Genomic DNA, 18,104 nt, shown 5'->3' with positions numbered 1-18,104 from the left:
GACAATATGCCGGGTCTGATCCCTGTCCCGACAGACTGGACCAGTCTCGTGTGTCGCGCATCCGGAAATCGAACGCGCGCTCTCTGACAATGCGACGGAAGCGAGCGGACGCCAGTCGCCTCAGCCGAACTTCAGGAAGAGCTGCGAGTAGGGTTTCTTGAGCCCGGCCACAGCCGCCTTCACCGCCTCCGGATCACCTGAACGGGTCGCCTCGAGGAACGCATCCGCCGAGGCCCGGAACGGTTTCGCCAACTGGTCGAACTCGGCGCTGCCGATCGCCTCCTCGGGCGGCGTGTCGATGACCCGGCGGGCGAGGAAGTCGAGCACGGCCGCACGCTCGCGCAGCATGCCCACGTCGGCCTTGCTCAGATCCATCTCCAGAACATGCTCCATCTCGGCGTGATAGGCATTCATCCGGTCCGAGAAACTGGCGATGTCGTTGCGGAGATGCAGCGAGCCGAACAGGTCGCGGATCCCCTCGAGGGTTTCGTGCGCGGCCGGCAGGTCCCCTGCCTCGGCCTCAGCCGCCGCCTGTTCCAGGAGGCCGCCCACCCGGGACATCGTCTCGCCCCAGGCCGGGTCATCCGCGTAGTGCGGCGGCGGCGTCGTGCCATAGCTGTCGTTCAGCGCCCAGAAAGTCTCTTCCAGCGCAGTCAACGCCTTGACCGCCGCCTCCGGCTTGCCGGCATTGGTCATGAAGAGCGCGGTTCGGTAGTTTGCATACATCTCGCGGTAGTCGCCTTCGAAATCGGCAACCGGGCCGGCAAACGCGACCGGGGCGGAGAGAACGGCGGCAAGCGCCAGCGTGGACAGGAGGGATTTCATCGGGGGCCTCTTGGACAAATTCAACATTTTCTATATATGCCCATGCCGCGCCCCACGACAAGCCACCGCCCGGGTGGTGCGCCAGTTTGCGCACTTCAGCGCATGATCCCGGACATGTTCAATCCCCTAGCCCAGCACACAAGCCTGGCCGGGGTCGACCAGCCCAGGCCGCGCCGGATCCTTTCCCGGGAGGGCGCATCGCGACGCTGCAACCAGAAACCCTGTAGCAGTGGCTTGCACCAGAAGCCGCCTGAGTTCCGTTGCTCCGAAACGCCCACCAAGGGTCGGACGCGGCCCTTTTCGCAGTGCTCGTCCGTTGGAAATCCACGTCTACTCAGAAACGCATTCCGCAAACTTGGACCACAGAAGGTTTCTTGGCCTGTCCCTCGGCCGCGCTTTCGTGCTCCTTCAATCCACGACTGTTCTCACCCCACTCACGCTCGCGATCAGCCCCTTCACAACCTCCCCCGCCGTGACCGGGCACCAGGAGAAATGCCCCGGCCCGACCTCCTGCATTTCCGGCACCGCCTCGGCGCAGGCCGGCAGTGCCCGCGGGCAGCGGGTGCGGAAGACGCAGCCCGAGGGCGGGCGGAGCGGCGAGGGGAGGTCGCCCTCGAGCACGCGGTGCTCGCGGGCCAGCTCGACCTTGGGGTCCGGGATCGGCACGGCCTGCACCAGCGAACGGGTGTAGGGGTGGACGGGCCGGTCGATGAGGGTTTCGGCGTCGGCTGTTTCCATCGCCCGGCCCAGATACATCACCAGGATCCGGTCGGATATGTGCTTCACCACCGAGAGGTCGTGGGCGATGAAGATCAGCGAGATGCCGAGATCGCGCTGCAGTTCGGAGAGCAGGTTGATCACCTGCGCCTGCACCGAGACGTCGAGCGCCGAGACCGGCTCGTCACAGATCACCAGGTCCGGGTTCAGGATCAACGCCCGCGCGATGCCGATGCGCTGGCACTGGCCGCCGGAGAACTCATGCGGGTAGCGGTTGATCTGGTTCGGCAAAAGCCCGACCCGCTCCATCAGCGCGCCGACCCGGCGCTTGACCTCTGCCCGCGGCGTGTCGGGGTGGTGGGTGGTCAGCGGCTCGGCGATGATCTCGCCGACCTTCATGCGCGGATTGAGCGCGGCAAGAGGGTCCTGGAAGACCATCTGCGCGTCCTGCCTGTGTCGGCGGCGGGCGTCGCTTCCCATCTGCAACAGATCCTGGCCATTCCAGAGGACGCGGCCACCGGACGCGGGCACGGTGTTGATGAGGGCGCGGGCGACGGTGGACTTGCCCGAGCCCGATTCCCCGACGATCCCGAGTGTCTCGCCCTTCTCCAGCTCGAAGGATATGCCGCCGACCGCCTGTAGGTGCAGCGAGGGCGTCCAGGGCCAGGCGCCCCGAGGGCGGATCGAGAAAGTGACACGGAGATCCTCGACCTTGAGCAGGGGCATGTCGCTCATCGGACCTCCTCCGGGGAACGGTGACAGGCACGGACGCGGGTCTCGCCAATCCGCTCGAGCGGCGGAGTGTCATCCGTGCAGCGGTCGATGCGCAACGGGCAACGCGGCTCGAACGGACAGCCCCGGACGTCGCGCATCATGTCGGGTGGCTCCCCCGGAATGGTCGGCAACACCTCCTCGCGACGGTCGAGCCGCGGCACCGCCTCCAGCAGGCCCAGCGTATAGGGATGCGTGGGGGTCTCGAAAATCTCCTCGGTCGGGCCGCGCTCCATGATCCGCCCGCCATACATGACCATCGTGCGCTCGCAGCTTCCGGCAACAATCCCGAGATCGTGGGTGATCAGGATCAGCGCGGTGTTGAACTCGTCCTGCACGTCCCTGAGAAGCTTCATGATCTGCGCCTGGACGGTGACATCGAGCGCAGTTGTCGGCTCGTCGGCGATCAGCAGCCGTGGCCGGCAGAGCAGCGACATGGCGATCATGATCCGCTGCCGCATGCCGCCCGAGAACTCGTGCGGATACATGGTGATCCGAGCCGCCGCGTCGGGAATGCGTACGGCATCGAGCATGCGCACGCATTCGACGCGCGCGGCCCTGCGGGACATGCCTCGGTGAAGCGTCAGCACCTCCTCCATCTGGTCCGACACCCGCATGAAGGGATTGAGCGAGGTCATAGGGTCCTGGAAGATCATCGCGATCTCGGAGGAGCGGATCCGGTTAAGCTTCGATTCCGGCAGGTTGAGGATTTCCTGGCCATCCCATTTCACCGAGCCGGTGGCATGGCCGTTGCGCGCTAGCAGGCCGATGGCGGCAAAGGCGGTCTGCGACTTGCCCGAGCCCGACTCGCCGACGATGGCGAGCGTGTCGCCCTCGTTCACGTTGAAGGAGACTCCGTTGACCGCCGAGACGATGCCGTCATTGGTCTCGAACCGGACGGCGAGATCGTTGATTTCGAGCAGCGCCATGGATCAGCGGTCCTTCGGGTCGAGTGCGTCGCGCAGCCCGTCACCGACGAAAAAGAAGGCGAAGAGCGTGATGACGAAGAAGAAGAGCGGGAAGAGCAGCATCCAGAGCGTGCCGTATTGCATCTGGCTCGCCCCGTCGGAGATCAGTGCCCCCCACGAGGTGCTGGGCTCCTGCACGCCGAGGCCGAGGAAGGAGATGAAGCTCTCGTAGATGATCATCGAGGGCACCAGGAGCGTCGCGTAGACGATCACGACGCCGAGCAGGTTCGGCAGGATGTGGCGACGGATGATGGTGACGGGGCGGACGCCGATCGCATGTGCCGCCTCTACGAATTCCTTGTTCTTGATCGACAGAGTCTGACCACGCGCGATCCGCGCCATGTCGAGCCATGAGATCAGCCCGATGCCGACGAAGAGCATCAGCACCGACCGGCCGAAGACGACGAGGAGCAGGATCAGCACGAACATGTAGGGGATGGCGAGGAGCACATCGACGATCCGCATCATCACGTTGTCGATCCGCCCGCCGTGGTAGCCCGAGGTCGCGCCATAGATCGTGCCGACGACAACGGCGATCAGCGCGCCGATGAGACCGACCATGAGCGAGATCTGCGTGCCTTGGATGGTTCGGGCAAAGACGTCGCGGCCAAGCTCGTCGGTCCCGAAATAGTGGCCCGACGCGAGGCTCGGGCGGCCCATGGTGTCGACCTGTCCCAGCACGGCCCAGTCAACCTCCTCGTTGGACCAGGGCGCGAGGAACGACCCGAAGGCCGCGAAGAGTGCGACGAGGACCAGTACGACGAGCCCGGCGACCGCAGCCTTGTTCTTGAAGAACCGGATGCGGGCGTCGGCCCAGAGCGAGCGGCCATCGACGGCGTTCCCGAGATCGGCGGTCTCGAGGTCCCTGACTTTCTTGCGGCTGAGGATCATGGCGTAACCCTCAATAGCGGATCTTCGGGTCGATCCAGGCGTAGAGGATGTCGACCACGAGGTTGAAGAAGATGGTCAGCGCGCCGGTCAGAATGGTGATCCCCATGATCACCGAATAGTCCCGGTTGAGCGCCGAGTTGACGAAGAAGACACCGATGCCGCCAGTGGAGAAATACATGTCGACCACGACCGAGCCGGTGATCATCGCCACGAAGGCGGGGCCGAGATAGGAGACCACCGGCAGCAGCGCGGGCTTCAGCGCATGGCGCAGGATCACCTTGCGCATCGGCAGGCCCTTTGCGCGGGCGGTGCGGATGTAGTTGGCGTTCAGCACCTCGAGCATCGAGGAACGAGTGAGCCGCGCGATCGAGGCCATAAAGGAGGTCGAGAGCGCGATCACCGGCATGACGACATATTGCCATTGCCCGCCCTGCCAGCCGCCTCCCGGCAACCAACCGAGCCAGAGGGTGAAGACCAGCACCAGGATCGGCGCCATGACGAAGTTGGGCAGGACCTGCGCGCCGATCGAAACGCCGACGGCAAGGTAGTCGAGCCAGGAATTGTGATAGACCGCAGCGCAGACGCCGAGCGACATGCCGACGACCACCGCGACGACAAAGGACCAGAAACCGTAGGTGAGCGTCACCGGGAACCCCTGCGCGATGATGTCGTTCACCGTCTGGTCCTTGTAGTAATAGGACGGCCCGAAGTCGAAATGCACGACGACGTTCCAGACGTAGTTGGCCATCTGCACGACGAGCGGCTTGTCGAGCCCGAACTTGGCCTCGAGATTGGCCATGACCTCCTGCGGGAGCGCGCGCTCGGTATCGAACGGTCCTCCCGGCGCAGCGTACATGACGAGGTAGGAGAAGACGACCAGGACAAGGAGCGTCGGTATGGCGACCGCGAGGCGCCTGAAGATGTAGCTGAGCATTGGGAGGCCTGCCAGATGGTCGGGCGCGCAAGGGAAGGTCCCCCGCGCGCCCGGTCAGATACGCTTATTCGGCGACGCGATAGAGGTCCTTGGAATACCAGTTCCTCTCGGCGTTGTTGTAGGGCCAGCCCTTGACGTCCGGCTTCAGCAGGAAGGCGTTGGTATAGTGGTAGATCGGCGCCAGCGCCATGTCGTCCGCCAGGATCTTCTCGGCCTTCGTATACATCTCGTTGGGATTGTCCGAGGTGGTCGAGGCTTCGATCAGGTCATCATATTCGGCGTTCGACCACTTGCCGTCGTTGTTGCCGTTGTTCGACGTCAACAGGTCGAGGAAGGTCGAGGCTTCGTTGTAGTCGGCGCACCAGGCACCGCGGGCAACGTCGAACTTGCCGTCCTTGCGAATGCCCAGATAGGTCTTCCACTCATAGTTCTCGAGCGTGGTCTCGACGCCGAGCTTCTGCTTCCACATCTGGCTAACGATGGTCGCGATGGCCTTGTGGCTTTCCGAGGTGTTGTAGATCAGCTTGACCTCGAGATCCTCGACCCCGGCTTCCTCCATCAGCTCCTTGGCCTTCGCGTCACGCTCGGCCTGGGTCCAGCCGGCATAGTCGATCTCCGGCATTTCGAAGCCGGCGGTCGCGCGGTGGGCGAAGTTGTAGGCGGGCCACTGGCCGCCCTTGAGGATCTGGTCGACGATCACGTTGCGGTCGATGGCATAAGACAGCGCCTTGCGGACCCGCACGTCCTGCAGTTCCGGCTTGGAGTCAGGCCGGAAGTTGAACGTGTAGTAGTAGGAGCAGAGCCGCGGAACGGAATGCGCCTCGTCCGGCATCTCGGCCAGCAGGTTCGGGTACTGCCCCGGCGGAAGTTCGTCGGTCAGGTCGATCTCGCCGGCTTTGTAGCGGGTCAGGCCCGCATTCGCGTCATTGATGATATGGCCGGTCGTCTTCTCGATGATGACGTTGTCGGCATCCCAATACATCGGGTTCTTTTCCCGGGTATTGTACTCGTTGAGCACCACGTCGGTCAGAACATAGGCGCCGTTGGAGACGATGTTCTCGGGATCGGTCCACTTGGAGCCGAATTCCTCGACCGTCGCCTGATGCACCGGCATCATCGTGGCATAGGTGGTCATCGCCGGGAAATACGGCAGCGGCTTGGTGAGCTGCACTTCCAGCGTGTGATCGTCGAGCGCTTTCACGCCGAGTTCGGAGGGGTCCATGTCGCCGGCCAGGATCTCCGCGGCGTTCACGATCGAGGTCAGCTCCATGTACCAGCCATAGGGCGAGGCGGTCTCGGGGTTCACCGCGCGCTGCCAGGCGTAAACGAAGTCATGCGCCGTGACCGGGTCGCCATTGGACCACTTGGCTTCGGGGCGAAGGGTGAAGGTGTACGTCTTGTTGCTGTTGGAGGCCTCGTAGCTTGTCGCGACGCCCGGGATCAGGTTGCCGTCGGCGTCCTGAATCAGCAGCCCTTCGAAAAGGTCGCGCGCGATGGCCGAGCCGATGGTCTCTTCGACCAGTTGCGGGTCGACAGACGGAAACTGGTCAAGCTGGAGATAGTTGAAGGTCTGGTTGTCGGAGAGCGCCTCTCCCGTCACCGGATGCGTGCCCTCCGCCAGCGCCGCGGTCCCGAAGACCAGCGTCGCTGTCGTGAGAGAAAGGATTGCCTTGAGGTTCATTGTCTACTCCCTGTTGATTGCGACAAGGGCCGGCAGGCCGGGCCCGCAGACCTGTCTGCGTGCACTATGGCCGTCGTTCCCGTCTGCCGCCAACATTTTTCGCCTTTGCGCCCCCCACAAGAGTGACGTCGCGGAACGGCGAGCCGTGTGTTATATTCCAACGGCTTCGGGCAGGCCAAACCATGTGCGGCCTGCCGCAGTGTCACGCGATTGCGCGACACGGGCCGAATCGATCCGGCTCTTTCAGGCCTCGAATGGCCGTATCAGGGCCAGAACCGCCTCCTTCTTGCGCTCCAGCAGCGCCCGGTCGCCGCGAGCCTCCACGTTGAGCCGGAGCACCGGTTCGGTCGAGGAGCGCCGCAGGTTCAGCCGCCAGTCGGCAAAGGCGAGGCTCAGCCCGTCCATCCGGTCGATCTCGCAGGTGTCGTCGACGAGCGCGGCCTCGATCGCAGCGATGGCGGCATCGGCGTCGCTGACTCGGAAATTGATCTCGCCCGAGGAGGGATAGGCCGCCCGCATCTCGCCGATCAGCTCGGAAAGCGGCGTGCCCGTCTTGCTCAGGTGCTCTGCGATCAGAAGCCACGGGATCATACCGCTGTCGCAATACATGAAATCGCGGAAATAGTGGTGCGCCGACATCTCGCCGCCATAGACCGCATCCACGCGCCGCATCGCCGCCTTCACATGCGCGTGCCCGGTAAGCGAAGCCACTGCCTCGCCCCCCATCCGCGCGACGACCTCCTGCGTGTTCCACATCACCCGAGGGTCGTGGACGATCGTCGCGCCGGGCACCTTCTCGAGGAAGGCCTCGGCGAGGAGGCCGACGAGATACTCGCCGTCGATAAAGGCCCCGGTCTCGTCGAACAGGAAGCAACGGTCGAAATCGCCGTCCCAGGCAATGCCGAAATCAGCACCGCTGGCCGTGACTGCCTCGGAGGTCCCGGGCCGGTTCTCCGGCAGGAGCGGGTTCGGAATGCCATTCGGGAAACTGCCGTCGGGCGCGTGATGCAACCGCTCGAAGGCGATCTCCGCGCCCCGTGCCGCCAGCGCCTCGGCGATCGCGTCAAAGGTCGGACCGGCGCAGCCGTTACCGGCGTTGACGAGGACCTTCAGGCCCGTGATCGCCTTCGGATCGACGAAGGACAGAACTCTCTCGACATAGGCCGGCCGGTGATCCTCCTGCCTGAGCGTGCCGCGCGGGCCGCCCGGTGGGTCGATGCCCTCCGCCACGAGGTCGCGGATCTGCAGGAAGCCGCCGTCCGGCGGGATCGGCTTGGCGCCCCGCTCGACGAACTTGATGCCGTTATAGTCGATCGGGTTGTGCGACGCGGTCACCATCAACCCGCCGCCCGCGCCGTAGTGATCAGTCGCGAAATACACCTCCTCGGTGCCGCAGAGCCCGAGGTCGATCACATCGACACCGCTCTCCAGGAGCCCCTCTGCGAGCGCCTGCTGGAACGCCTCCGAGGTGGCGCGAATGTCGCGGCCGAGCACCACTGTACCGGGCGTCATCACCGCGGCAAAGGCGCGGCCGATGCGGCGGCAGATCGCCTCGTCGAGATCCTCTCCCACGCGCCCTCGCACATCGTAACTCTTGAAACAGCCGAGTGTCATTCCGGTCCTCCGAAGTCGTTTCTGCGGGGGTTATGCACGCTGAGCGCCCGCGCTCCAACCCCCCCGCCGGCCGCGGCGGCCTTGTTCGCGCGACCACAGCCCGCTAGGAGGGCCTCGAACCGGGAGCCTGCCGATGTCGATCCTCCAGGGCTGGGGCGAATTCGTCGTGGCCATCCTCGTCTTCCTCGCCTCGCACTCCCTGCCGGTGCGCCCGCGCACCAGGGGCGCGCTGGTGGCGCGGCTCGGAACGACCGGCTTCACTCTGGCCTATTCGGCGATCTCGCTGGCCGCGCTCGGCTGGCTCATCGTCGCAACCCGGCGCGCACCGGTCATCCCGCTCTGGGACTGGGCCCCTTGGCAAAACCACGTCACCTATGCCGCCATGGCGCTGGCCTGCGTCATCGCCGCGCTCGCCATCGGCCGCCCCAACCCGCTCTCCTTCGGCGGCGCGCACAATAACCGTTTCGACCCAGCCGCGCCCGGCATCGTCGGCTGGGTCCGCCACCCGCTGCTGGTCGCCCTGCTCCTCTGGTCGCTCGGTCACTTGCTGCCCAACGGCCAGCTTGCCCCGGTGCTCCTCTTCGCACTCTTCGCCGGCTTCTCGCTACTCGGCATGCGGATGATCGATCGGCGCCGGCAGCGCCAACTCGGCCGCGCCGAGTGGCGGCGCCTTGCCGGCGGCCCCCGCCGTCTCGACGTAACCCGCGCCGGCCTCCTGCGGACAGCCGCCGGCCTCGCGACCTATGCCGGGCTCATCGCTCTGCACGGGCCGGTGATCGGCGTCGCGCCGGCGTTCTGAGCACTTCCAATCGTCGTCGCGCTGTCGCAGAGAGGGCGCATGGACATGCCCACCGCCTTTCTCGGCGCCGCCATTTTCGACGGAAGATCACTCCTCCTCGACCACGCGCTGCTGGTCGAGGGGCAGGACATCATCGACCTGATGCCCGCCGGAGAACTGCCGCTCGAGGTCGAGCCGTTCGACCTCGGCGGCGGCACCCTCGCGCCCGGCTTTGTCGACCTGCGGGCGGTGGACGACACCGGAGCGGTCTTTGGCGCGACGCCGGACGGGGAGAGCCTGCGACGGTTCGCGGACGCCCGTGCGCGGAGCGGCGTGACGGCCATCCTTCCGACCTTGGTCTCCGACCGGCCCGCGTCGATCGGCAGAGCCGTCGCGACCGCGGAGATGGCGGTGGCGAACGGGGTGCCGGGCATCGCCGGGTTGCATATCGTCTTCGCGCCCGCCCCCCCGCAGTCCGGAGCCCGGTCCAAACCGATGACCGCGGCGGATCTCGACCAGCTTTGTGCCGCCGCAGCGGCGCTGCCGGCGCTTATGCTGACCGTTGCCCATGAGAGCGTGACGCCGGGCGAAGTCGCCGCGCTGAGCGGCGCCGGAATCCTGGTCTCGCTCGGTCGCGGCTGGACGGACGCGGCGGCGCTCCGCGCCGCGGTCGCGGCCGGCGCGCGCTGCGTGACACCATCCTTCGACGTAGACGACCCCGCGGACGCCTGCGGCGTCCCGGACGACGGCGCGATCGCGACCGGGCTGAGCGCCGGCTCTGTCCTGGCCGACCATTGCGGTGTCGCTGCGGCGCTCACGGCCGGGCACAGGGCGGGTCCGGTCTTCCTGCTTGGCGACGTCTCGGCAGGGTCCGACCTGGCGGACGCGGCAAGGGACCTGATTTATGAGCATGGGCTGCGACCGGCCGAGGCGCTCACCATGGTGACCTCCTTGCCGGCTGCACTCGCAGGTGTCGGGGCGAGGCACGGACGGCTCGCCACCGGACGGATGGCCGACTTCCTCCATCTCGACGCCTCGGGGCGGCTCAACGCGGTCTGGCGCGGCGGCGTGCCGGTCTAGACCGTATCGAGGATCAGGTTTAGGATGTCGCGGCGGCATTTCATGAAAGAGAACCAATCTCTTAGCATCTGGATCGCGGCGGTCATTTCGGCGCAGCGGCCGGCGAAATGACCGAGCCAGGCAAGCTGGTCCATCTTGTCGGCCAAGGGTATCGGATCGGGCGAGTTCGGCCTGCGCGAGCCCTCCGCGGTCGCCTATGACGACGTCTGCGGCGTCGTCTATGGCTTGCTTTCTGGCGCCTTCGGGACCGCCGAGATCCTCCAAGTCGAGACAGGCGATCGGATCAAGATCCTGAACGCGGCAGCCAGCTTCAACGAGCTCGAGATCCGCGACACCGGTTCCGGTGCGATCGAGATCGCCTCGACAACACAATCGTTCTTCTGGCGGTGACAGATGCCAGCTCGACGCCCGAGGGTTCCTCTTCGGCTGATCCAGCCCCGCTCACCTTTGATGGCTTGCCTTCCGGCGCTTGCATCGCGATCTTGCGGCAGCACCTGCATCCCGGGAGGAACAGTCCATGGACAAGCCCTGCATCATCTGCGTCGCTATCACCGGCTCGGTCGCGACCAAGGACAACAACCCCGCCGTTCCGATCACTGTCTCCGAACAGGTGGAGAGCGTGCAGGAAAGCTTTGAGGCAGGCGCTACCATCGCCCATTGCCATGTCCGCAACGACGACGGCACGCCCTCTTCGGACCCGGAGAAATTCGCCCGCCTGAAGGAGGGGCTGGAGAAACACTGCCCCGGCATGATCCTGCAATTCTCCACCGGCGGCCGCTCCGGTGCGGGCCGGGAACGCGGCGGCATGTTGTCGCTCGCCCCCGACATGGCCTCGCTCTCGGTGGGATCGAACAACTTCCCCACCCGGGTCTACGAGAACCCGCCCGATCTCGTCGACTGGCTCGCCAGCGAGATGAGGACTTATGGCATCAAGCCCGAGATCGAGGCTTTCGACCTCAGCCATATCCACCAGGCGGTCGCAATGAACCGCGACGGGCGGATTCCGGGCAGGCTCTACGTGCAGTTCGTCATGGGGGTGAAGAACGCGATGCCGGTCGACCGGAATGTCTTCGACTACTATATCCGAACGGTCGAGCGGCTGGCACCGGAGGCGGAATGGTGCGCCGCCGGCATTGGCCGCCACCAGGCGGAAGTCAACGAATGGTGCATCGCCGCGGGCGGCCATACGCGGACCGGGCTCGAGGACAATGTCCGGCTCGACCGAGATACGCTCGCCCCCTCCAATGCGACGCTGGTCCGTCGGGCGGTGGCGCTCTGCGAGAAACACGAGCGGCCCGTTGCCACTTGGCAGCAGGCGCGCGAGATCCTCGACGTGCCGCTCAGAAAGGCCAGTCCGGCTCCTGCGTGAAGGCAACCTCGTCCCGGGTCAGATCCTTCACCGAGATGGCAGATCGGGCCTGCTCCGAACAGGGTTCGCCACACGCGGACCCGCTTCCCGCAGAGGCGCCTAGTCCGGCGCTCGCACGCGTCGCACCGGAGCACCGCCCTCCGCGGGATAGAAAAGGACCTCGCCCGACTCCGTCACCACAACCCAGAAATCGCGGGCCTGCGTGACCGCGGACACTCTAGCGCCCTCGGGCAGTTCCAGCGTCTCGGGGAGCGCCGGCACCAGCGCCTCTCGCGGCGTACCTGGAAAGCGCGTCGCGAAAAGAACCACGAGCACCGCCATTCCGGCGATCATCGTCGCCGTCAGCACCAGGACCAGCAGGCGAAGGAAGCGCAGATTGCGCGTGTCGGTCTCTCCGAGCGGTTTCTCGTCGTCCATGTCCGGCCCCATGACTTCACCCTCACCCGCAGGCTTGCGCCGGGATGGGCATCGGCGGTATCTCCATGTCTCCCGTCCAGCCCGAAAGCGCAAGGTTTCCCATGTCCCAGGCCAGTCGCCGGATTCGCGTCGTGATCGCCGAGGACCCGCCCGGGCGGCTCGACAAGGCGCTGGCGCGCGACGTTCCCGACGCCGCGGCGCTCAGCCGCTCGCGACTCGCCAGGCTCATCGCCGAGGGCCATGTGCGCCGGGACGGCGTGGCGGTAACCGACGCCAAGGCGAAGGTCGCGGAAGGCGACGCAATCGAGATCCTTCTCCCCGAAACCGCGGAGGTCGATACCGCGCCGGAGGCGATTCCGCTCACAATCGCCTACGAGGACGACGACCTGATCGTGATCGACAAACCCGCCGGAATGGTAGTCCACCCGGCGCCGGGCGCTCCGTCCGGCACGCTGGTCAACGCGCTGCTGCATCATTGCGGTGACACGCTCTCGGGTATCGGCGGCGAGAGGCGGCCCGGCATCGTCCACCGCATCGACAAGGACACGTCGGGCCTGCTGGTCGTTGCCAAATCCGATGCCGCCCATCACGGGCTGGCGGCCCAGTTCGAAGCGCACAGCGCCGAGCGGCGCTATCTCGCGCTCGTCTATGGTTGCCCGGATCCGGCCGACCCGCGCCTGAGGGGCGTGAAGGGCACACATTGGGAGAGCGGCGGAACGCTTCGGATCACCACCGAACTCGCGCGCCACAAGCACGACCGGCAGAAACAGGCGGTGGTCTGGTCCGGCGGGCGGCACGCGGTCACCCGCAGCCGAGTGCTGGAGTCGTTTGGCACCCCGCCCGCAGCGGCGCTCGTCGAATGCCGCCTGGAGACCGGCCGGACACATCAGATCCGCGTCCACATGGCCCATGTCGGCCACGCGCTGATCGGCGACCCGGTCTATGGCGGGAGACGCAGGCTCTCGATCCGGGCAGTTGGCGCAGAGGCGGCGGCACGCGCCAATGCCTTCCCGCGGCAAGCATTGCACGCCGCGCGCCTCGGCTTCGCCCATCCGGTCTCGGGCGCATGGCTTAGCTTCGATAGCCCGCTCCCCGATGACATCGACGGATTGGTCAAAGCTCTGCGCGCAGGCTGAAACATTCCCACTCCTCCCTGTGCCTTTCGGCCGCCGGGGCGTATACTGAGCATTACGGGCACAGACCCGCATATTTCTGCACATCGGCAGCGCGCCGGCCGCACTTGAACCGAACAGTTTAGAAATTAGATAATAGGTTAAAGGGCTGCACCCCGCGCGCAGCCAGTCCAATGAACGGAAGGGACAAGATGAGCAATGTTGCGAAGCTTCCGGCCCCGTCCCCGGAACAGGGGCTGAACCGCTATCTCCAGGAAATCCGCAAGTTCCCGATGCTGGAGCCGGAAGAAGAATACATGCTGGCCAAACGCTGGGTCGACCATCAGGACGCCGAGGCGGCGCATAAGATGGTGACCTCGCATCTGCGGCTCGCCGCCAAGATCGCCATGGGCTACCGCGGTTACGGTCTGCCGCAGGCGGAGGTGATTTCGGAGGCGAATGTAGGCCTGATGCAGGCGGTCAAGCGCTTCGACCCGGAAAAGGGCTTCCGGCTGGCGACCTATGCGATGTGGTGGATCCGGGCGGCGATCCAGGAATACATCCTGCGCTCCTGGAGCCTGGTGAAGCTCGGCACGACCTCGGCGCAGAAGAAGTTGTTCTTCAACTTGCGCAAGGCCAAGTCGCGCATCGGCGCGCTCGAGGAGGGCGACATGCGGCCCGAGAACGTGGAGCGGATCGCCAACGACCTCGGAGTCACCGAGGAAGAAGTGATCTCGATGAACCGCCGCCTCTCGGGAGGCGACGCCTCGCTCAACGCGATGGTGGGCTCGGACGGCGATACCTCGACGCAATGGCAGGACTGGCTCGAGGACGAGTCCGCCGACCAGGCCACGCAATATGCCGAGAGTAACGAGATGGCAGTGCGCCGCGACCTGCTACTGGAGGCGATGGAAGCGCTGAACGACCGAGAGAAGGACATCCTCACGCAACGCCGGCTCGCCGAACCGCCGGTGACGCTGGAGGAACTGTCGGGCCAGTATGACGTGAGCCGCGAGCGCATCCGCCAGATCGAGGTGCGGGCCTTCGAGAAGCTGCAGAAGCGGATGAAGGAACTGGCGCGCGAAAAGGGTATTCTGACACCGGCGTAAGGCCGGACCGCTTGAAAGAACGCCGCCTGGATTCGGGCGGCGTTTTTTTTGTTTCCGGAACAGGATCTCCGGGCGACAGGTGGGGCGACAGCAGCCTCAGGCCGAGAGTGTCGAACGCACCCAGCGGGGCCGCCGTGTCATCTCCGCCAGAGAGACGGTCGGCGCGTGGCGCCCGCCCAGCCGCAACGTCGCCGTCTTGAGCTGTTCGATCGCCTCGTTCGAGTTCGTCGACAGCGCGCTTGCCGGGATCGGCCGGCCGAAATTCAGCCGATAGGGCTGCCGGTCCTTGTTAAGCGTCTCGTGGAACAGCGTAATGTCGCGCAGGCTCGGGTGGATCAGGTCGAAGAGATAGAACAGCGCCGAGTTGCGGGCGCGCACGTTGACCGGGATCACGTCGAGTTCCCACTTGCGCGCGATCATCGCCGCGGAGGCCATCCACTCGCGTTCATGCAGCTTGAGCCAGCGGCGCTTGGCGAGCCGGCCGGACGGGAAGATGACGCCGATCCGCCCGGCCTCGATGGCCTTGCGGGTGTAAGCCATTGTTTCGCGGGTCTTCGCATGGCTGCGGCGCTCAAGCCGCCATTCGACCGGCGCGATCATGGTTTCCATCTGCGGCATCACACGCAGGATGTCCGAATTGGCGTAAAAGAACGGATCCTTGCGGCGCTGAGTCACCGCGTGCCACATGATGATGCCGTCAGCGATTCCGGTGGGGTGATTGGCCACGATCAGTGCCGGACCCTCGGCGGGCACGTTCTCGAGCCCCGAGATCTGAACGTCCCGCGCGATCATGTCTGCCATATGGCGCATGATCACGTCGTTCGGCTCGTCGCGCAGCAGCGTCGCGATCTCCACCGTCCGATCATAGCTGAGAACCCGGTCGAGGACGCGGCGCGCATTGCGGCAGAAGAAATTGTCCGCAAAGAGCCACGCGGCCCGTTCCGCGATCAGGGGATCAAATCTCTCTCGCATGGTTTACCCCAAGGACTTCACGGAACTGCGTCTTTATCGGCCATCGCGCCGACATCGTCGACCCCCCGCTTTCACGCAGTCCCGCTGCGCTACACGCCTAATTTAACAGCTTAATGACGGCTCGTCACGCAAGTTGAAATCTCAGCGGCGGAAGAGCGCCACAGCCGGCGAGGCCCCGTTGGACGGGATTGAGGCCGCGCCGCCTGCCACATTTCCCGGCCGCCGAAATCGCGCTACCGTGCTGCGCGGAACCAGAGGGAAGGTAGAAAACATGGATGATTGGAACGCGGCGCACTATCTCGATTTTGCCGACCTGCGCCTGCGTCCGGCGCTCGATCTTCTGGCCGCCGTGCCGGCACTGCCCGACGGTGACGTGGTCGATCTCGGATGCGGAGCGGGAAATCTCGGCCCAGCGATGGCCGCCCGCTTCCAGGGGCACCGGCTCATCGGCATCGATTCGTCCCCCGCCATGCTGGAGAGGGCACGCGCCGAGTCCGCCTATCAGAGGCTGGAGCAGTCCGATATCGCGCAGTGGATCCCCGACCGGCGCCCCGCACTGATCTATTCCAACGCGGCGCTGCAATGGCTGCCAGAACACGGATACCACCTTCCGAGGTTGGCGCGCGAACTCGCACCCGGCGGCGTACTGGCGGTGCAGATGCCGCGGCAGGGCATGGCGCGCGCCCAGATGGTGTTGCGCGAGCTTTCGGCTGCGCTCTTTCCCGACCGGTTCGACTGGTCCGACTGGACCTCGCCGGTCGCCGAGCCAGAGGAGTACGCGACCGTCCTCGCCCCGCTCGGCGCGCTGTCACTTTGGGAGACCGTTTATTACCAGCGGCTGGAGCCAAGCCGGGAGGGGCACCCGATCCGCCTCTTCTCGCAATCGACCGTGGCGCGGCCGATCCTCGAAAAGCTGACGGAGGCAGAGACGGAGACCTTCCTTGTCGCCGTGGACGCGGCACTTGCCGATCAATACCCCTCTCAGCCCGACGGCACTGTGCTTTACCCGTTCCGCCGCCTCTTCTTCACACTGACCCGCCCCGGTTGAGCCCGGCATCCCGCCGGTGCCGCTCCCGGCGCTCCAAATGTCGCAATCCCCCCCACCGGCCCATGGCCGCGCGGCTAAGAGCGGTTTAAGCCAGTGCCGGAACCGCGGAGGAGGAATCGCCATGAGCCATCTGACCGACATCGATATTGCCCGCGCGGCGGCAAAGAAACCGATCCAGGAGATTGGCGCGACACTCGGCATCCCCGCGGATCACCTGGTGCCCTACGGGCATGACAAGGCAAAGGTCGGACAGGAATTCATCGAAAGCCTCAAGGATCGGCCCGATGGCAAGCTCATCCTTGTCACCGCGATCAACCCCACCCCCGCCGGCGAGGGCAAGACGACGACAACAGTCGGCCTCGGCGACGGTTTCAGCCGGATCGGCCGCAAGGCGGCGATCTGTATCCGCGAGGCGTCACTTGGCCCCTGTTTCGGCATGAAGGGCGGCGCAGCCGGTGGCGGATACGCGCAGGTGGTTCCGATGGAGGAAATGAACCTCCATTTCACGGGCGATTTCCACGCCATCACCTCAGCGCACAACCTGCTCGCGGCTCTGATCGACAACCACATCTACTGGGGAAACGAACTCGGAATAGATGAACGGCGGGTGACCTGGCGGCGGGTCGTCGACATGAACGACCGCGCGCTTCGCGACGTGGTGACCTCGCTCGGCGGCGTCGCCAACGGCTTTCCGCGCCAGACCGGCTTCGACATCACGGTGGCCTCCGAGGTGATGGCCTGCCTTTGCCTCGCGGACAACCTCGACGACCTGCAGGCGCGACTCGGATCGATCATCGTCGCCTACACCCGCGCGCGCGAGCCGATCCGGGCGCGAGACCTGAAGGCCGATGGCGCGATGACCGTGCTCCTGAAGGACGCCATGCAGCCCAACCTCGTGCAGACGCTCGAACACACGCCCGCCTTTGTCCATGGCGGACCGTTCGCCAATATCGCGCATGGCTGCAACTCGGTCATTGCCACCAGGACGGCGCTGAAACTCGCCGACTACGTGGTGACCGAGGCAGGCTTCGGTGCCGACCTCGGCGCCGAGAAGTTCATGAACATCAAATGCCGCAAGGCAGGGCTCGCGCCCGACGCGGTGGTGATCGTGGCGACGATCCGGGCGCTGAAGATGAATGGCGGCGTGGCGCGGGGCGATCTTGGGGCAGAGAATGTCGCCGCGGTCACCTCGGGCTGCCCCAATCTGGGCCGCCACATCGCGAATGTGAAGAGCTTCGGCGTGCCGGTCGTGGTGGCGATCAACCATTTCGCCAGTGACACCGAGGCCGAGATCGCCGCCGTCCGGGCCTTTGTCGGAACCCAGGGGGCCGACGCCATTCTCTGCCGTCACTGGGAGCTCGGTTCGGAAGGGACCGAAGAACTGGCGACCCGCGTGGCTGAGATCGCCGATTCTGGCGCTGCGCAATTCGCCCCGCTCTATGCCGACGAGATGCCGCTCTTTCAGAAGATCGAGACGATCGCGAAACGGATCTACCACGCCAGCGAGGTGCTGGCCGACAAGAAGATCCGCGACCAGCTTCGCCAGTGGGAGGCGCAAGGCTATGGCAACCTGCCGATCTGCATGGCCAAGACGCAATATAGCTTTTCGACCGATCCGAACCTGCGCGGCGCGCCCACTGGTCACGGCGTGCCGGTCCGCGAGGTGCGGCTTGCGGCGGGCGCCGGCTTCGTCGTGGCGATCTGCGGCGAGATCATGACGATGCCCGGCCTGCCGCGGGTCCCGTCGGCCGAGGCGATCCGGCTGAATGACGCAGGCGAGATTGAAGGGTTGTTCTGAGCCGCAGGACGTATATCCCT

18 protein-coding genes are annotated in these 18,104 nt (G+C 65.6%); 8 read left to right on the top strand and 10 right to left on the bottom strand.

Annotated features, from left to right (window positions below; all coding sequences use genetic code 11):
• Positions 1-120: 120 nt before the first annotated feature.
• From EU800_RS14535 to EU800_RS14505, 7 genes are all read right to left on the bottom strand, one after another.
• Positions 121-825, bottom strand: a complete 705-nt coding sequence (locus EU800_RS14535; protein WP_129633606.1) for a hypothetical protein — start codon at positions 823-825, stop codon at positions 121-123.
• A 408-nt stretch (positions 826-1,233) separates the two neighbouring features.
• Entirely contained in the window at positions 1,234-2,277 is a 1,044-nt protein-coding gene (locus tag EU800_RS14530; protein ID WP_129633604.1) for an oligopeptide/dipeptide ABC transporter ATP-binding protein, read from the bottom strand.
• Positions 2,274-3,242: an oligopeptide/dipeptide ABC transporter ATP-binding protein gene (locus EU800_RS14525; RefSeq protein ID WP_129633602.1), complete on the bottom strand. Its 969-nt coding sequence runs from the start codon at positions 3,240-3,242 to the stop codon at positions 2,274-2,276. Before EU800_RS14525 ends, EU800_RS14530 begins: the two co-directional genes overlap by 4 nt.
• A 3-nt stretch (positions 3,243-3,245) precedes the next feature.
• A complete protein-coding gene (locus EU800_RS14520; RefSeq protein ID WP_129633600.1) occupies positions 3,246-4,172 on the bottom strand; it encodes an ABC transporter permease subunit in 927 nt (308 codons plus the stop codon).
• Between the two features lie 10 nt (positions 4,173-4,182).
• Positions 4,183-5,106, bottom strand: coding sequence for an oligopeptide ABC transporter permease OppB (oppB, locus tag EU800_RS14515; RefSeq protein ID WP_129633598.1), 924 nt, complete (start codon positions 5,104-5,106; stop codon positions 4,183-4,185).
• 64 nt (positions 5,107-5,170) lie between these two features.
• Positions 5,171-6,787, bottom strand: coding sequence for a peptide ABC transporter substrate-binding protein (locus tag EU800_RS14510; RefSeq protein ID WP_129633596.1), 1,617 nt, complete (start codon positions 6,785-6,787; stop codon positions 5,171-5,173).
• Between the two features lie 243 nt (positions 6,788-7,030).
• Positions 7,031-8,401, bottom strand: coding sequence for a phosphomannomutase (locus EU800_RS14505; protein WP_129633594.1), 1,371 nt, complete (start codon positions 8,399-8,401; stop codon positions 7,031-7,033).
• 133 nt (positions 8,402-8,534) lie between these two features.
• Here EU800_RS14505 and EU800_RS14500 point away from each other — a divergent pair, with 133 nt between their 5' ends.
• On the top strand, positions 8,535-9,200 hold the full coding sequence (locus EU800_RS14500) for an NnrU family protein (protein WP_129633592.1): 666 nt from the start codon (positions 8,535-8,537) through the stop codon (positions 9,198-9,200).
• Between the two features lie 39 nt (positions 9,201-9,239).
• Positions 9,240-10,259 carry an amidohydrolase family protein gene (locus tag EU800_RS14495; RefSeq protein WP_129633590.1) on the top strand — a complete coding sequence of 340 codons (1,020 nt, stop codon included), beginning with the start codon at positions 9,240-9,242 and terminating at the stop codon, positions 10,257-10,259.
• On the opposite strand, the gene EU800_RS26860 is transcribed toward EU800_RS14495, so the two are convergent.
• Positions 10,256-10,405 carry a hypothetical protein gene (locus tag EU800_RS26860; protein ID WP_165354674.1) on the bottom strand — a complete coding sequence of 50 codons (150 nt, stop codon included), beginning with the start codon at positions 10,403-10,405 and terminating at the stop codon, positions 10,256-10,258. The two genes, EU800_RS14495 and EU800_RS26860, sit on opposite strands and share 4 nt — an antisense overlap.
• On the opposite strand from EU800_RS26860, the gene EU800_RS14490 reads away from it, so the two are divergent.
• Together EU800_RS14490 and EU800_RS14485 are read left to right on the top strand one after the other, a co-directional pair.
• The gene (locus EU800_RS14490) at positions 10,395-10,649 is read left to right on the top strand and encodes a hypothetical protein (RefSeq protein WP_129633588.1); all 255 of its coding nucleotides are present in this window, start codon (positions 10,395-10,397) and stop codon (positions 10,647-10,649) included. The two genes, EU800_RS26860 and EU800_RS14490, sit on opposite strands and share 11 nt — an antisense overlap.
• Positions 10,650-10,776: 127 nt before the next feature.
• The gene (locus EU800_RS14485; RefSeq protein ID WP_129633587.1) at positions 10,777-11,628 is read left to right on the top strand and encodes a 3-keto-5-aminohexanoate cleavage protein; all 852 of its coding nucleotides are present in this window, start codon (positions 10,777-10,779) and stop codon (positions 11,626-11,628) included.
• 99 nt (positions 11,629-11,727) lie between these two features.
• Here the strand turns inward: EU800_RS14485 and EU800_RS14480 are convergent, their stop codons facing one another.
• Positions 11,728-12,045 carry a DUF6476 family protein gene (locus EU800_RS14480; RefSeq protein ID WP_129633585.1) on the bottom strand — a complete coding sequence of 106 codons (318 nt, stop codon included), beginning with the start codon at positions 12,043-12,045 and terminating at the stop codon, positions 11,728-11,730.
• Between the two features lie 101 nt (positions 12,046-12,146).
• Between EU800_RS14480 and EU800_RS14475 the strand changes: the two genes are divergently transcribed.
• On the top strand, positions 12,147-13,181 hold the full coding sequence (locus EU800_RS14475) for an RluA family pseudouridine synthase (protein ID WP_129633583.1): 1,035 nt from the start codon (positions 12,147-12,149) through the stop codon (positions 13,179-13,181).
• Between the two features lie 188 nt (positions 13,182-13,369).
• Positions 13,370-14,266 (top strand): RNA polymerase sigma factor RpoH, encoded by an 897-nt coding sequence (gene rpoH, locus EU800_RS14470; RefSeq protein ID WP_129633581.1) that lies wholly within the window; start codon positions 13,370-13,372, stop codon positions 14,264-14,266.
• Between the two features lie 96 nt (positions 14,267-14,362).
• Here the strand turns inward: rpoH and EU800_RS14465 are convergent, their stop codons facing one another.
• Entirely contained in the window at positions 14,363-15,238 is an 876-nt protein-coding gene (locus EU800_RS14465; protein WP_129633579.1) for a 1-acyl-sn-glycerol-3-phosphate acyltransferase, read from the bottom strand.
• A 271-nt stretch (positions 15,239-15,509) separates the two neighbouring features.
• Between EU800_RS14465 and EU800_RS14460 the strand changes: the two genes are divergently transcribed.
• A complete protein-coding gene (locus EU800_RS14460) occupies positions 15,510-16,286 on the top strand; it encodes a methyltransferase domain-containing protein (RefSeq protein ID WP_129633577.1) in 777 nt (258 codons plus the stop codon).
• 121 nt (positions 16,287-16,407) lie between these two features.
• A complete protein-coding gene (locus EU800_RS14455; protein ID WP_129633575.1) occupies positions 16,408-18,084 on the top strand; it encodes a formate--tetrahydrofolate ligase in 1,677 nt (558 codons plus the stop codon).
• Positions 18,085-18,104: the final 20 nt, after the last annotated feature.

This window comes from Tropicimonas sp. IMCC6043, from assembly GCF_004146235.1.
GTDB lineage: Bacteria > Pseudomonadota > Alphaproteobacteria > Rhodobacterales > Rhodobacteraceae > Tropicimonas.
Note: the sequence above shows the minus strand (reverse complement) of the source record. Positions and strands in the feature narration are given on the sequence as shown.